This window comes from Enterococcus sp. AMC1623 (assembly GCF_058216495.1).
Genome location: NZ_CM177096.1, coordinates 2,434,452 through 2,450,000 on the forward strand (window position 1 = coordinate 2,434,452; position 15,549 = coordinate 2,450,000).

A 15,549-nucleotide genomic window follows, 5' to 3' on the forward strand; every position below is an offset into this window, starting at 1 on the left:
TCATTGAAATTAATATCAAACTTCCAGCGAGCTTTTTCCGTCAAAAAAACGAGAAAACTATAACCGTATATTTATCTCTTTTGACTAGTACAAAAGAGATTAATCTTTCCTTTGGAATTGATGATATAATGAATTGAATTGATTTCAGGGGAGTTGAATTTTATGGAAAATCCAAAGTTCATTGACTTTTTTGTTCAAGAAGAAAATATTGTAACTGCCCAGGATAAAGAGATTACTGTTCTACATGTAAATATAGCCGATGATGAAGAAATTCTAAACCAATGGGCTGAGTATTTAAGAGACAATTATTGCTCGTTAGCTGACCTCGATATGCAGCGTGATGGTTTTGGCATCTCCCGAAAGGATTTTTTACTAAATATGAAATTTCCTGATCCTACAGACCGCCTTGGTCCTAGCACTATGTCTGGAGATTTTTCAGAGATATTAATAGCTAGCTATATTGAGTATGTTTTAAATTATGTTGTCCCGAAGGTGAGATACAAACAAAAATTTAATCGAAATACATCCACACAAGGTAGTGATTTAATTGGTTACAAACTTAATACTGTTGGGCAAACTAACAAAAAAGATGAAATGATTGTCATTGAGGTAAAAGCAAGAAATAGCGAATCTGCTCCTGATAATGTTTTACAAAATGCTGTTAATCATTCAGCCAAGGATCTTACACGAATTGGCGAATCTTTAAATGCCTCATACCAAATGTTAAATTATTATGGTAATAGTGACCAAGCTAATTTAGTAAAAAAATTTCAAAATTCCGTTGATCGTCCCTATAAAAGGATCTTTGCTGCTGCGGCTGTCTGTTCAGATAAAGCTTTTTCTAGAGATTTATTAAAAACAGTAGATATCTCCACACATCCAGATAAAGATGTTCAGTTGATAGCTGTACATTCTCCTAAATTTTTAGAATTTATCAAACAAATGTATGTGAGGGCTGCCAATGTTAATTGAAAGTAATTCAAAATATTATTTAAAAAAAGTTCAGGCGAAATCAAAAATGTTTGAATATGGTGTTCCACTTGAAGAACATATTCAAGTAGAATACATGGCACAAGAATTAATAATTCTTGCAATTGCTACAATTGGCGATGCTTCTAATTTTATTTGGGATAACAGAAACGTTGGAACTTCTTTATCATTGAATGATGAATTGATTGAAAATCTAAATTTCACATCAATTTACTTCAATTCTCTAATTACCTCTAAAATTGGTGAATCAAATTACAATGATTACTTTGGGATATTAGGCGCCATCTCTTTTTATCTTTCAGACTCCCTAGGAAGTACAAAAGTAATGCTCAATAAAATAGACTGGTCGATGGATTTAGAGGTTAATGGAATTGAAACAGTTCTCTTATATCTTATGGCAGATAGACTAGATGATCTAAACGGCTATAAGTTCCCAAGTAAATATATCTATTCATTCTATTCATTGATTGAGGAATACTCCCAATTCTATTCGAATGGTACACTGATTAACATTGAGAGCCTAGTTATATTGAAACAAAAAATTTATGAATCTCAAAACCCAAGAGAAATTCTTTTCGGAGATGCACTGTTAGCAGTTTTTATTAAAAAATATAAAAATGCTTCTTTAAATCTTTTACCAAATTATTCTGGCACGACCATCGAAGATTGGAATGGTTTATTATTAAATAATAGTTCTATAAAAGAATTATGGCCCAGCCAAATATTATTAGGTAAAGAAAGTATATTTAAGGGTAGCTCTGGTGTTATTCAAATGCCAACCAGTTCAGGAAAAACTACTTCAATTGGTTTAATAATTAGATCTGCTTTTATCACTAATCGAACAAAACTTGCTATTGTTGTTGCACCCTTCAAAGCTCTTTGTAAAGAAATTACTTTAAATTTAACTGACTTCTTTTCACATGATGAAGTGATCGTTAACGAACTTTCAGATATTGCAGAAAAAGATGATATAGATTTTTTTGATACTACAGAGAAAAACACACTTATTATACTCACCCCTGAAAAATTACTTTTTTTAATAAGAAATAAGAATGAAATTTTAGAAGACCTTAACTTAATTATCTTCGATGAAGCACATTTATTTGATGATAATTCCAGAGGCACTAATTACGAGCTACTTATTTCAACAATAAAGTATTACCTGAAAAAATCTTCACAAAAAATATTGATTTCTGCTGTTATTACAAATAGCTCAATGATCAACGATTGGTTAAATGATGGTGACGGAAAAGTCATTTCAAATAACAATATTATTTCCGCACAACGATCAATCGCCATGGGGGATTGGATAGGTCATACTGGACAACTGTATTTCTTAAACCAAGAGAATCCTGATATAGACGATTTTTATGTTCCAAAAATTGTTGATATACAAGAAATTAATAAGCTAGGAAGAGAACGTGTAAAAAGATACTTTCCAGATGTAGATTTCAAAAAAAAGAAACTTAATAATGCTTATGATATGCAAATTTATTACGCTTTAAAAATGATTCATAACGGTGCAACTGCTATATTTTCCGGAACAAAAGCATCAGCAGATAAAACGATTGAGAGAATATTAGAAATTGAACGTAGAGGACTACCTATCGCCGCGTTTTCAAACAATAACAACGCAGATGAAAACATAAAAATAGCCAATCTCATTAAACTTAATTTAGGAGATAGTGCCACCTACTACTATGCAGCTTTAAAAGGCGTCTTTATTCATCATGGAAATATTCCTTCTGGAATTCGCACATCAATTGAGTATGCAATGTCGCATAATTTAATTAATTTTGTTGTTTGTACTTCTACACTAGCTCAAGGAGTAAATTTACCTATAAAGTATTTAATAATTTCAAATTTGTATCAGGGGCAAAGTCAAATTAAAGTAAGAGACTTTCATAATCTTCTTGGAAGAACCGGAAGAGCTGGCAAACATATTGAAGGTACAGTTATTTTATCAGAACCATTTGTACACTCTAATAAAAGAGACTGGAAATGGAGAAAGTACAAATCTATGTTAAACATAGCAAACTCAGAGGATAGCCTGAGTAATTTGTTAAAACTAGTTCGAGATATCGATATTAAGAATCTTCCCTCAATAAATTTATTGCCACTTATCTTGTTAAAATATTCTAACTCAGATGAATTTAATCGCCAAAATAATCTACTAAAACAGGTAATAAAAAAAGAGTTTCCTGAGTCATATTTACCTTTCAGCAATGAATTACAAACCATACTCAATAGTTTAAATGATGTAGAGAATTACGTAATGTTCTTTATGAATTATTTTGGTAAAGATGAAGCAAATTTTACGAATATCGTAACTAAACAAACTTTAGGATATCAATTAGCTAGTGAAGATGAAAAAGAAAAATTAATTCACTTATTTGATACAATAAAAAATCATTCTCTTTTGCTTACCAAAGGGGAGTTAAATTTATATACTATTACCTCCCTAGGATTTGATAGTTCCAAATTCTTATCGCAATGGCTCTCTGAAAAAATAGAAGAAATTAATCAAGTAAATTCCGAAATTGAATTAGTTAATATTATTTTCCCACAATTAGTATTACTTAGGGAAAATGCTCTTGTAAAGAAGATCACGGATTCTTCTATTTTTTCTAAATTATGTGAATTATGGATTCAGGGGGAAAGTTACAGAGAGATATTGATTTACTGTCAAAACAATCATTTCACACTTATTCGGTATAATAAATTAGCTTCATTTACCATACAAGATGTTATTGAAATATGTGATAGCATCCTAGCTTAGGTTGCGTCAAGAATTATGTGTAAATGGAAAAGCCCATTCTGTTGATCAAGTTAAAACATTGATTCTAATGTATCATGTATTTCTTTAAAACCTTTATGAACTCGGCATAGAAACTTTTGATTATAGTTGTTGAATTGAGATACTAGAAATCTCTCCAGAGATTCTTCATTAGGAAATTGCTCTTTTCTTTTGGTATATTTCTTTAATTGTTTGTTAAAACCTTCAATCAAATTAGTTGAATAAATAGTTCTTCTGATTGACGGAGGAAAATTATAAAAGGTTAATATAGCAGGATTCATGAGCAATTTAACCACTCGTGGATACTGCTTTTTCCATTTATCTATCATAAACCTTATTTGATTATTTGCTTCTTCTTTTGAACTTGCTTGATAAACTAATTTGAAATCGCTACAAATTTCTTGTCGATCACTAACACGAACCTTATGAGCGATATTTCTAGATATATGGACACAACATTGTTGAAATTGAGCATTTGGATAAACACTATGAATACTATCGTTAATGCCACTTAAACCATCAGTTACGACTAATAAAACCTCTTTTAAACCACGGTATTTTAGGTCTTGAAGAATCTCTTTCCAAACATAAGCAGATTCAGTTGGAGCAAGACTAAACCCAAGAACCTCTTTGGTTCCATCTAATCGAATGCCAATTACAATATAAACTGCTTCTTTTGAAACAGTTTGTCTTTTTAAAGGAATGTGAGTAGCATCCATAAAAATGACAGAGTATCTGGATTCTAGGGACCTTTCTTTAAAGGCAATAATATCTTCAGAAACTATTTTAGTCATATTTGAAATGGTTTGTGGCGTATAGTGATGCCCGTACATTTTTTCAATCAATTCAGAGATTTCAGACATAGTAATTCCTTTTTGAAATAGCTGAATAATAGTGGTTTCTAAAGAGTCATTGGTTCTTTTATAAGCAGGTAAAGTTTGTTGAGAAAACTTACCATTTCTATCTCTAGGAATCACCAAATTTAATTCTCCATACTCTGTTCTGAATGAACGTGAATAATTCCCATTACGGGAATTACCTGAATTGAACCCAGCACGATCATATTTTTCATAATCAAGAAAAGCTGTTAATTCAGCCTGCAATAATGAATTAACAGCTAATTCTAAATGACATCGAAATAATTCATCTAAATCACCTTTATTGATTAGTGTTTCCATAATTTCTGTAGTAAAATTGGGCATGAGAAAGTCCTCCTATAAAATTTCGGTTGTGGTAACTTTAATTTTACAGAATGGACTTTCTTTTTTTCTACCCTAAATATCTATTTACACAAGATATTTTACGCTATCCTAGCTTATAGTACAATATTACCTTTAAATGGAATTGTGGCATTTATGAATGATTCACAAAATAATTTAAATATCAATTTAATTAAAAAGCTACAAAAAAAAATACGTTATGGACTTCCAAATAATCTATCAATAAATATTTATGAACTTGGGTTTTCTGATCGCGGTGTTGCTCAAATAATAGCAAAAATTATTGATAAAGATTCCTTTTTCAGTTCACTTCCATCAATTAGTAAGCAGCTCACAAAAAGATTAATCAGAGAAAAAAAAGATTCCATAGAAACTGTGTTAAAGGACTTCCCGCAATATTTTGTAGATACCCTACAAAAATTATAGTCAAGAAACCAGTCAAATTTTGACTGGTTTCTTATTGTTGTTTTTTCAAGTATAGGGTCATCTTCATAACCTCAGCTTTAAAAGACGAAGACACCTCTTCCACTACTTCTACAGTTTCAAATACACATAATTGCCTATCATATCTAAATTCCTCAATATTCAAAGATTCGTTTCTTCTCTCGATCCCATAATAAACAATTTCCGACTTCTCCAAATCAATGCCCAACAATGGAAAAGCTCGGGTAAAGAAGTCAATCGTTACCTGATTCGTTAAGTCCGGCAAGTTGTGATACAAATACTTTTGTCGCTTCGCAAATGTATATGGTAATAAATGAACTCGGTTGTTCTTAACGTCTACATGGGCATAATAACGTGGTGATGGATCCAGCGGGTCATTGGCCGCGGCCGCAGTATAAAGTGATTCTGTTCCTTCGACTTTGGAATACGTTAAATACGGATCGTTCCTCTCCACTAACATCCCCGAGTCCATAATGCCCTGTAGAAATTCCATAATCGTCATTTCATCATAAACGTCCACTTTTTGCTGTTTCAAAAATACCAACATTTGTTGTAGAAATGCTGGATTCACTTGTAACTGAAAATGATCTTTCAATAAGTTTGTCAGTACTTCTTCTGGCGTACCATACAATAACTCTTCTACAGTCGTCTTACCCAATAAGGCGATTTTTTTGAGTTTGTCTTCTTTGGGTAGATTAATACCCCGCTCCCAATTATTAACCGTAGTTTTGGGAGAATTACTGATTAGCTCACCAAACTGAGCCATACTGTATCCTAAATCCGTCCTTATTTCACGGATTTTTTTCGCTACTCTTTGTTGATCGACTTTCATAATCCTCATCACTCCGATAGTTTTCTAATTCAATCATATCAAACTTTCTTAATAATCGAAATATAAAAGTACTTATTTTCGAACTTTATTTTATTGACATTCTATTGGATTGGGTGTACGATGATAAAAAGTACTTTTATAAGTACTTTTGGAATGGCCTTTGAAAACTGAATAGCACCTTTCTTCTTTTCACTTCCAGATTGGAGGTAGATTAGCTAATGGCAGTTGAAATTACACTTTCGCCTGATCAAGAGACGAGTTTAAGAGAATATATGTATACCTTAATGGTAGATGAAGTGAGAAACGCACGAATAGCCGTACATTTAGAGAATCGCTATTTATCAAAGAAAGAAACGTGTGAGTATTTAGGTATCGCCAACAACACGCTTGATAAATGGATTGATGCAGGACTTCCCATGATACATCTTTGGGGTGTTGTACGATTCCAGCGAGAAGAGATAGATAAATGGCTAAGGGAGTATTCCAAAGCACAGCAAGGCGCTGTATGATGAGTGTGTAGTGATACTGATATGCCATTTTTGAAAGGAAGATAGAAATGGCAATTAGTCTAATGGAAAATGGCTCGTATAAAGTCAATGTTTATATGGGGGCAGATGCTTCTCGATACGTGGCTTATGCGGACAGCAAACACGAAGCAGAGATTTTAGAAACAGAAGCAAAATTAAAAAAATTGAAAGGAGAAGTGAAAAAGAAGAAAGGTTCTTATACATTCAAAGAGGTTTACCAAATGTGGTGGGATAAGAAATACACGGTAACCCAACATCATGAGCAATCCACCTTGGATCGAACTAAGACTTGTTTTAAGAAGCGGATTCTTCCTTACCTAGGGGATATTCCAATTAATAAGATTACCTATGACCTATTAGAAGATACCCAAATTTTGTGGGCATTTGGCAATGAGGAAAAAGGGATTAAACCTTACGCTAACTATAAACACTGTGTCTCCTACACCAAACAAGTATTACGCTATGCCCTAGTGAAAGGTTATATCCAGAAGAATCCCTATGATTTGTTGGAGATGCCTGTAAATGCAGACCTAAAAAACAAAAAGGAAGAAAAACGTCAGCAAAAATATTATTCCAAGGAACTCATTCAACAGGTGTTAACTTTGATGAAACAAGAATATGGGGTGCGAGACTATACGTTACTTTCTTTGGTTTATCAATTAGGAGCAGCCAAAGGAGAAATTTATCCCTTGGTCTGGTCAGATATTGATTTCAAAAACAAGACGATTTCCCTCATGCATAAATTGGTGAAAAATAAAGCTACCGGAAAATACGAACGTGTAAAAGGAATGAAAAACTCCTATCGCTTTCGGACGATTCCAGTAGCAGATTCCGTCATTGATTTATTGGCAAAATGGAAAAAGGTACAATTCAATGAACTTCAACAAGTCAATATTTTCCCAACCGATGATCAATTTATCTTCACCTATACGACTCAAAAGGGAGAACTGAATCAACCTTTGCATCCAGACTATCTTAACAACAAACTTGATGCCCTTTCAAAGAAATTCGGCCTTCCTAAAATAACACCACACGGCTTGCGGCATACCTTTGTCAGTGACCTTTTAAACAATGGTGTCGATGATTTAATTGTAAAATCTCTAGTCGGTCATGCGGAAACATCTGAAATCACACGAAATGTTTACGGACATGTAAATCCAGAAGTTCAAAAAGAAACCGTCAAACATTTGGAGGATTATCGGCAAAAAACAAGTTGAGAAAAATAGTCGTAACCAAACTCGTAACCAAAATAAAAAAAGCACCTTCCAACTGAATGGAAAGTGCTTGAAATCGTTGGTATAACAACGATTAACGTTTTGAAAATTGAGATGCTTTACGTGCTTTCTTAAGACCTGGTTTTTTACGTTCAACCATACGTGCATCACGAGTAAGTAAGCCTGCGCGTTTAAGAGCTAAACGGAAATCAGGATCTACTTCTAGTAAAGCGCGAGCGATACCATGACGGATTGCGCCAGATTGTCCAGCGTATCCACCACCGTTAACGTTTACGAATACATCGTAAGCGCCTTTTGTTTCAGTAACGCCGAAAGGTTGGTTGATAACTTCACGCAAGTCAGCGTGTGGAATATATTCAGTAACGTCTTTTTTGTTTACAGTAATTTTACCAGTTCCTGGTACTAAACGTACGCGAGCAACTGCGTTTTTACGACGGCCTGTGCCTGTATATTGTGCTTGTGCCAATGAAATTCCCTCCTATTAGATTAAGTTAGTAATGTCTAAAACTTCTGGTTGTTGAGCTGCATGTGGATGAGTTCCCTCAGCATATACATGCAATTTCATGCCTTGAGCACGACCTAAAGTGTTTTTAGGTAACATGCCTTTTACAGAAGTTTCGATCAAACGACGAGAATTTTTAGCACGTAATTCACCGGCAGTGATTGATTTCAATCCTCCTGGGTGATTTGAGTGACGGTAGTATACTTTATCAGTCGCTTTTTTACCTGTTAATTTTACTTTATCTGCATTAATTACGATTACAAAATCACCTGTATCCACATGTGGTGTGAATGTTGGTTTGTTTTTACCGCGTAGTACAGATGCTACTACAGTTGATAGACGTCCTAAAGGAACATCAGTCGCATCTACTACATACCATTTACGTTCTACTTCGCCTGCTTTGGCCATATATGTTGTACGCAAGATTTTTTTCCTCCAATTTCGATTTCGAATGTTTGACATACACTTGAGTTTCCGGGGCTCTTGTGGGGCAAACAATACCATTTAATATATTACCTAGAATAAGGCATAAAGTCAACGTTTTTCTCTTATAAAATGAAAAAAAGAAGCAAGCTTTCAAAAAGCCTGCTCCTTTATGCAAATCTTAGTTTACTTTTTCGTGTGCTGGATCGATATTTGGTGCAAAACCTAATTTTGCTTGAATCATCCAGATTTTTTTCTCTACATCTGTATTGAAACCAGTGAAGATATCTTGTGTACTGTCATCGCCTTCTTCACCAGAAACTTCAATACCTTCTTTGTAAAGGTCTGATAAGTAACGGTAGCCTTCAACTAATTTTTCCATACGTTCAGGAATTGTACGATCGTATGTGCCAACTTCATCTTTGATACCAGTGTTATCAGCAAATTCTTGTAATGTTGAATATGGTGCACCATCTAAAGTAATTAAACGTTCTGAAATCACGTCTAGTTGATCGTTGATTTCATCCATAAATTCATCCATTAAAGGGTGTAAAGTTAAAAATTCTGGCCCACGCATATACCAGTGAGTTTGGTGAATTACAACTGAAAATTGGCTTAAGTCAGCAACCAATTGATTTAAAATTTCTTTTGTTTTTTCGTATCTCATATCTGATTCCTCCTTAAAATGTTCTACATGATTAGCATATTACGGATTGCCTAAAATGTACAACGAAAGCCTCTATTTGAGAAAATTTCTCAAGCATTCTTTAACGTTTTCTTCATGATTTTTGCGTATTTAATACTAAAGGAGTGAAGTCAATGTTTTGTTTTTTTATCGGTAGTTGTTTTGGATCCTTGTTGTGTGTGATTGCACAGCGAGTTCCACTAAAAAAGGATTTTATCACTACACGTTCGCAATGTGACCATTGTAACAACACCCTGCGATTTTGGGAATTAATTCCTATTTTTTCCTATCTGTTCTTAGGTTTTCGTTGTCAACGATGTGGCGGACGTATTCCAGTCATTACTTGGTTAATTGAAATAATTTATGGTGGGATTTTTTATTTTTGTTGGGTGCAGCCAACGATTTCTATGCAATTAATTGCCTTTCTTTGGTTAACCACAGCTACCTTACTTTCATTAACTGATTATTTTTACTTTTTGGTTGAGCCAAAAATTCTTTATCCTCTACATTTGTTGTTATGGAGTATCATGTTTTATTTTCATCAGCCTTTTTATTTGTCAACACTTTCACTGCTAGTGATTTTAGGCATTTTCTTTTGGTTTAGTCTCCGAGATTCTATGGGAATGGGTGATTGGCTATTATTGGGGTTATGGGTGCCTTGGTTAACAATTGAACAATTTTCCTTACTACTATTTGTAGCAAGTGTTTCTGCTTTAGGTGTTTTTTTCGTTAGTTATTTCTTGCGAAAGACACATTTTCAATGTCTGCCTTTTGTTCCTTTTTTAAGTTTGGGGTTATTCGTTGCCTATTTTTTATAAAAGAAAAAAGCTGACGAAAATTCATTCGTCAGCTTTGAAATTACATACGTACTGCAAAACTTGGTGCAAAGTAAGCTACTGAAGCTACTGTTACTGATTGTCCTGGTGCTGGTGCGTGGATGTATTGTCCGCCACCTAATGCAATAGCTACGTGGTAAGTGCTACCTTGTGAGCCCCAGAATAATAAGTCTCCTGCTTGTGCTTCACTTACAGAAATTACTGAGCCAGCACTTTCTTGAGGAACAGTCCAACCACCGATTTCACGGCCTGTTGCTTTACGATAAACATAGCTTGTGAAACCTGAACAGTCAAAGCCACTTGGATCTTTTCCGCCCCATACATATGGTACACCAATGTATTTATATGCTTCTGCTACAACTGAACCAGTTGGTTGAGAAGATTCTACTTTTGGCGTCTCAACTTTAGGCGTTTCAACGACCGGCGTTTGCTCCGCTGGCGTTGACTCTACAACTGGTGTTTCTTCAACAGGTGCTGGTGTTGAAGTTGATTGTTCAGTTGTTGAATTTGACACTGGTGTTGATTCTGCAACTGGTGTATTTGTTGATTCCACAGCTGTTTCTTCAGCTTTTTCAGTTGATTCTACAACTGTTTGTTCTTGAGTTGTAGAATTTTCAACTGGTGCTGAATTTGTTGATGCTGCTTCTTCTGTTTGTTCAGTTTGTGTTTGCTCTTGAGAAGAAGTTTGTACAGCTGATTCTTGTGCTTTTGCTGCTTCCTCTGCTTCTTTTTCAGCTTGTGCTTGTTTAGCTGCTTCTGCGGCTGCTTTACGAGCTTGTTCTGCTAAACGTTCTTGTTCTGCAATACGAGCTTTTTCAGCTTCGGCTTCAGCTTTACGTTTTTGAATACCTTTTTTCTCATCTTCTTTTGAAGATTGTTGTAAAGCTAAGTCAGCTTTCAAGAAGTCTAAATCAGCTTGACTGCGTTGAATCTCACCTTTTTGAGCTTCTAAAGCAGTTTGATTTTCAGCGATTTCTTGTTGTTTCGCTTCGTTTTCAGCTTTTTTATCTTCAACAGCTTTTTTATCTTCTTTTTGTTGGTTAACCAATTCGTTGTTCGCGTTCACGATAGTACTCATCGCTTGGACACGTCCAATTGCGTCTGTTAATGAATCAGAATTTAAAACAGCTTCTACAAGGTTAGTATCTGCTCCATTTACTTGAACATCACGCGCTTGTTTACGGATTGCTTCTTCACGTTTTTCAATACGTACTTCTAAATCAGCAATTTCTTCTTGTAATTTTTGAGATTGTGCTGCTAATTCTTGTTGTTTTGCAATTAATTCTTCAGCTTTGTTATTGATATCAGAAATTTGACCTTCTAATGAGCTAATTTGATCTTGAATACTTGCTTGTTGCGCTTGTAAGTTACTAATCTCTTTGTTTTTTTGCTCGATTTGTTGATCAAAGTCATCAGCTAATACGATGCTAGGTGCAACAGCTGTAAGTGTTAATGAACATGCTAGTAATGCGGTAAGTACACGTTTCTTCACGTTTCATTCCTCCGACTGGTTTTATTTAATAAATAGTTAATTAAGTTTAAAATTTCTTAAACTTCTAATTTAAACGACAAACAGATTGTAACATACGCATATGACAGGGAAATAAAAGAAATATTACAAATATATTTCATTTCTCTCAAACAAATGTTTGCTTTTTCTGAAAATTTTTCTTTTTTTCTCTAAAAAAAAGAAACTATTTTGAGTAAAATAGTTTCGATAGTGGGTAATATAATACGGTAAAAATTAAAATATTTACCAATAAGGTTGGGCCTAAGAAATGTGCGACAAAATAAACAATATTGATTGATGTTAATTTAAACAATAGTTGGATGCCCAATGTAATTAATTCAATACAAGTGACTAAAATAATCCAACCAAAGCTTTCTGTCAGAAGGTTTTTATAAAGTGTCTCTTCTAATAAATACATTAACCAAACAACTAAAGGAAATGCTACTGCGTAAATTCCTAAAACACCAAGATAATATACATCAAAGATACTTCCAATGATTAAAGCAGAAATAATCATGTATCGTTGTGATAAACGTGTAACTACAAAAAACATTACGAGTAAAAGCAAATGTGTGCTCCAAATGTAATTTCCATGACTCCAAGAAAGAAAAGTTCGTGTCAAATGGGCATCCACTAACATCATAAAAAAGAACATTGGTGCTGCGTAATATTTGAATGATTCTTCTTTTAGCATACTTATTCGTCCCCTACTGTTCGTTCAATAACTGTAACGACTGAAAGATCATGCGAGTGTGCATAAGGTTTTACGTAAACTTTTTGATCTAAACCAAACTTATCAACTTCTGATTCAATGACGGTGCCCACTAATAAATCAGCTGGTGAGTTACCTCCCAGGCCCGACGTTTGAACAATATCATCTTTTGAAATTGGCGTTTTACCTGTTAATTGTTCTACCACTAACGCATCACGAGTAACATCGTAGCCTTTTAATAAACCAAAAACCTCTCCTTTTTCTGTACTAATACGCACAGGATAATGATTGCTTGTTTGATTTTCAGATGTTAGTAATTCTACTTTAGAAGACATCGCATTTACTTCTAATACACGCCCAATTAATCCATGTTTAGCCATCACTGCCATATTTACTTCAATACCATCAGTTGCACCTTTGTCAATCACTAGCATATCTTGCCAAGAATCGGGTGAACGGGTAATAACATTGGCGGTAACTTTTTGGAAACTCGTTAAGGTTGCATTTAATTCCAATTCTTCTTTCAAAGCCGCAACTTCTCGTTCATAAGATTTATTTTGTCGTTCTAGTGCATCATATGCATCAACTTTTTCTTTTAAACGTTCATTTTCTTCATATGTAACTAAGAGATTTTGTACAGAGCGAACACCATTATCAAACCACCGTGCGGGTGCAAATACAACTTTATCAACAAATGCTACAGAATCATTGATGACCACTTGTATCACAGACGATTTCTCATCTTTTGCGCGTTGTGCAACAGTCAAACTTAATGCACCGACTGCAATTATAACTAAAATCAAGATAATAATAATATTTTTATTTGGATTAAATTTTTTCACTGAAGCACCTCTAAAATTTCAAACTGATAGCTTAAATTGTACCACTAAATGCCTTTAAACAAAAGAAAGACTCCCACTCTTAATGCTTTTTTTGAAAACTTTCGAAAAAAAACATTGGTGGGAATCTTTTTTACTTATCTTTGCTTTGAACAACTGCTACAATTCCCTCTGTAAAAGAAATTTGTGCCTGATTTGTTAAAAATTCATTGCTGGCATAGGAAGTAGGATGCGTTACTTCTTGATTACTTAATGTATATTTACTTTTAGTTAGTGTCAATTTTGAAACAGGCGTTAAACAGCAATAAGCTAAATACTGCATACCTGCTTCCTTGTGAATCGTATGTGTTCCTGGCAATAGAAATTGAATGCTATTTTGTTGGTCTTTTAAAAGAAGTTGCTGACAGTGTGGCATAAAACGAGGTTCTAAAACCATCCATAAATTTGCCAGAAAATGATCAATTCTTCCCCCAGTTAAACCTATTAAAGTCACATTGGCTTCTGGATAACGATTTAATAGTAGTTCTAATCCTAATTGCGTATCCGTATCGTCTTTTTCTGCAGGTGACTGTTTAACTTCTTCTGCGGTACTAAAAACCAATTGCTGTTCCGCTTCATTTAACGAATCGAAATCTCCCACAGCAAGTGTCAAAGGTAAGCCCTGCTCTATCAAAAAAAGACCGCCACGATCTATTCCAATATAGACATCGTAAGTAGCTAATTGTGGCCAAGTTGAAATTGGCGCCCCTCCAACCATCAAGACATTCATTATTGAATCGCTTCTTTCAATAATTGAATTTGTTTTTCAGGGTGCTCAGCATCATAAATATAACTTCCTGCTACAAAAACATTCACGCCTGCTTCTTTACAACGTTTTGCAGTTTCAGGTACGATTCCACCGTCCACTTGAATATCAAAATGGTAGCCGTTTGCTTCTCTTAAAGCAGCTAATTCACGAATTTTATCTAATGACTCCTCAATGAACGATTGTCCACCAAAACCTGGATTGACCGTCATGATCAAGACTTGGTCGACCATTGATAAGACATGCATCACACTATCAATTGGCGTACCAGGATTTAAAACGACTTCTGCTTTAACATTCTCTGCTTTAATCATTTGAATTGCTCGATGAATATGAGGCGTGGCTTCAACATGCACACCAATAATATCTGAACCCGCGACAGCAAAATCATGAATATAACGTTCTGGTTCAACAATCATTAAATGAACATCTAATGGTAGCTTAGTTATTGGACGAATAGCTTTTACCACATTTGGACCAAATGTAATATTAGGTACAAATTGCCCATCCATTACATCCACATGAATATAATCTGCTCCATGTTTTTCAACAAACTCAATATCTCGTTGTAAATTTGCAAAATCTGCGCTTAAAATTGACGGTGCGATTTTCATAAAATTCCTCCTATTTTTTCTTACGATAAACGGGTCTTCGTTTTTCAATTTCTTCTAAAAATTGGACATAATTTTCATAACGTGTTGTAGCGATTTCTCCACTTTCAACACGTTCTTTCACTGCACATTGTGGTTCATTAATGTGCATACACTCACGGAAGCGACAAGCGTGGGATGCTTCAACAAATTCTGGAAACTGTTTAGGCAATTCTCGTGCTTCTATTTCTAGAAAATCAATCGAACTAAATCCTGGTGTATCTGCAACCAATCCTTCTGCAATTGGAATCAGTTCTACATGGCGTGTCGTATGTTTACCTCGTCCAAGTGACTCTGAAATCGCTGCAGTCTCTAAGTCTAATTCTGGAACAATACGATTTAATAAAGTAGATTTTCCTGCTCCAGACTGCCCCATAAAAACAGTTAAGTGATTGGGAAATAAGCGTTCTAATTTGTTAATTGCTTCATTGTTTTCAGTTGCAGCAATCACCGTATAGCCAATCTTTTGGTAGCAAGCAACTACTTCTTTGATTTTTTCTTTATCGTCACTTAAATCCGTTTTACTTAAATAAATAATCGGT

At 34.4% G+C, this 15,549-nt stretch carries 17 protein-coding genes (1 of these 17 cut by a window edge); 6 read left to right on the forward strand and 11 right to left on the reverse strand.

The annotated features are described in order from the left end of the window. The first annotated feature begins 162 nt into the window (after window positions 1-162). Window positions 163-972, forward strand: a complete 810-nt coding sequence (locus AC4BC7_RS11655; RefSeq protein ID WP_490502939.1) for a Hachiman antiphage defense system protein HamA — start codon at window positions 163-165, stop codon at window positions 970-972. Further along, window positions 962-3,769, forward strand: a complete 2,808-nt coding sequence (locus tag AC4BC7_RS11660) for a DEAD/DEAH box helicase (protein WP_490502940.1) — start codon at window positions 962-964, stop codon at window positions 3,767-3,769. The genes AC4BC7_RS11655 and AC4BC7_RS11660 overlap by 11 nt, the downstream gene beginning before the upstream one ends. Window positions 3,770-3,819: 50 nt before the next feature. Here the strand turns inward: AC4BC7_RS11660 and AC4BC7_RS11665 are convergent, their stop codons facing one another. Continuing rightward, a complete protein-coding gene (locus AC4BC7_RS11665; RefSeq protein ID WP_176244453.1) occupies window positions 3,820-4,989 on the reverse strand; it encodes an IS256 family transposase in 1,170 nt (389 codons plus the stop codon). 153 nt (window positions 4,990-5,142) lie between these two features. Here AC4BC7_RS11665 and AC4BC7_RS11670 point away from each other — a divergent pair, with 153 nt between their 5' ends. Beyond that, window positions 5,143-5,433 carry a hypothetical protein gene (locus AC4BC7_RS11670; RefSeq protein WP_129156335.1) on the forward strand — a complete coding sequence of 97 codons (291 nt, stop codon included), beginning with the start codon at window positions 5,143-5,145 and terminating at the stop codon, window positions 5,431-5,433. A 31-nt stretch (window positions 5,434-5,464) separates the two neighbouring features. Here the strand turns inward: AC4BC7_RS11670 and AC4BC7_RS11675 are convergent, their stop codons facing one another. Further along, complete coding sequence (locus AC4BC7_RS11675) at window positions 5,465-6,292, reverse strand: helix-turn-helix domain-containing protein (protein ID WP_225599228.1); 828 nt, start codon at window positions 6,290-6,292, stop codon at window positions 5,465-5,467. Window positions 6,293-6,501: 209 nt separating this feature from the next. On the opposite strand from AC4BC7_RS11675, the gene AC4BC7_RS11680 reads away from it, so the two are divergent. Both AC4BC7_RS11680 and AC4BC7_RS11685 read left to right on the forward strand, forming a co-directional pair. Further along, a complete protein-coding gene (locus AC4BC7_RS11680; protein WP_003128904.1) occupies window positions 6,502-6,792 on the forward strand; it encodes a helix-turn-helix domain-containing protein in 291 nt (96 codons plus the stop codon). Between the two features lie 47 nt (window positions 6,793-6,839). Continuing rightward, window positions 6,840-8,027: a tyrosine-type recombinase/integrase gene (locus AC4BC7_RS11685; protein WP_071857945.1), complete on the forward strand. Its 1,188-nt coding sequence runs from the start codon at window positions 6,840-6,842 to the stop codon at window positions 8,025-8,027. A 91-nt stretch (window positions 8,028-8,118) separates the two neighbouring features. Here the strand turns inward: AC4BC7_RS11685 and rpsI are convergent, their stop codons facing one another. The 3 genes from rpsI to AC4BC7_RS11700 all read right to left on the reverse strand — a co-directional run bounded on the left by rpsI (window position 8,119) and on the right by AC4BC7_RS11700 (window position 9,637). After that, on the reverse strand, window positions 8,119-8,511 hold the full coding sequence (rpsI, locus tag AC4BC7_RS11690) for a 30S ribosomal protein S9 (protein ID WP_016173833.1): 393 nt from the start codon (window positions 8,509-8,511) through the stop codon (window positions 8,119-8,121). 15 nt (window positions 8,512-8,526) lie between these two features. After that, window positions 8,527-8,973 (reverse strand): 50S ribosomal protein L13, encoded by a 447-nt coding sequence (gene rplM, locus AC4BC7_RS11695; RefSeq protein WP_338070869.1) that lies wholly within the window; start codon window positions 8,971-8,973, stop codon window positions 8,527-8,529. A gap of 178 nt (window positions 8,974-9,151) precedes the next feature. Then, window positions 9,152-9,637: a Dps family protein gene (locus AC4BC7_RS11700; RefSeq protein ID WP_207941565.1), complete on the reverse strand. Its 486-nt coding sequence runs from the start codon at window positions 9,635-9,637 to the stop codon at window positions 9,152-9,154. A gap of 152 nt (window positions 9,638-9,789) precedes the next feature. Between AC4BC7_RS11700 and AC4BC7_RS11705 the strand changes: the two genes are divergently transcribed. Then, window positions 9,790-10,473 carry a prepilin peptidase gene (locus AC4BC7_RS11705; protein ID WP_207941566.1) on the forward strand — a complete coding sequence of 228 codons (684 nt, stop codon included), beginning with the start codon at window positions 9,790-9,792 and terminating at the stop codon, window positions 10,471-10,473. A 40-nt stretch (window positions 10,474-10,513) separates the two neighbouring features. Here AC4BC7_RS11705 and AC4BC7_RS11710 read toward each other — a convergent pair whose 3' ends face one another. The 6 genes from AC4BC7_RS11710 to rsgA form a co-directional block, all read right to left on the reverse strand. After that, on the reverse strand, window positions 10,514-11,983 hold the full coding sequence (locus tag AC4BC7_RS11710) for an NlpC/P60 family protein (protein WP_207941567.1): 1,470 nt from the start codon (window positions 11,981-11,983) through the stop codon (window positions 10,514-10,516). A gap of 202 nt (window positions 11,984-12,185) precedes the next feature. Then, window positions 12,186-12,695, reverse strand: coding sequence for a rod shape-determining protein MreD (gene mreD, locus AC4BC7_RS11715; protein ID WP_207941568.1), 510 nt, complete (start codon window positions 12,693-12,695; stop codon window positions 12,186-12,188). A 2-nt stretch (window positions 12,696-12,697) separates the two neighbouring features. Then, entirely contained in the window at window positions 12,698-13,555 is an 858-nt protein-coding gene (mreC, locus tag AC4BC7_RS11720) for a rod shape-determining protein MreC (protein ID WP_207941569.1), read from the reverse strand. 130 nt (window positions 13,556-13,685) lie between these two features. Further along, window positions 13,686-14,321 carry a thiamine diphosphokinase gene (locus tag AC4BC7_RS11725; protein ID WP_207941570.1) on the reverse strand — a complete coding sequence of 212 codons (636 nt, stop codon included), beginning with the start codon at window positions 14,319-14,321 and terminating at the stop codon, window positions 13,686-13,688. Continuing rightward, window positions 14,321-14,971: a ribulose-phosphate 3-epimerase gene (rpe, locus tag AC4BC7_RS11730; protein WP_490502946.1), complete on the reverse strand. Its 651-nt coding sequence runs from the start codon at window positions 14,969-14,971 to the stop codon at window positions 14,321-14,323. The genes AC4BC7_RS11725 and rpe overlap by 1 nt, the downstream gene beginning before the upstream one ends. A 10-nt stretch (window positions 14,972-14,981) precedes the next feature. Further along, window positions 14,982-15,549 carry the 3' portion of a ribosome small subunit-dependent GTPase A gene (gene rsgA, locus AC4BC7_RS11735; RefSeq protein WP_207941572.1) on the reverse strand. The gene runs 314 nt beyond the window's last position, so 568 of the gene's 882 nt are visible here — the last part of the coding sequence; the start codon falls outside the window, past its right edge; the stop codon is at window positions 14,982-14,984.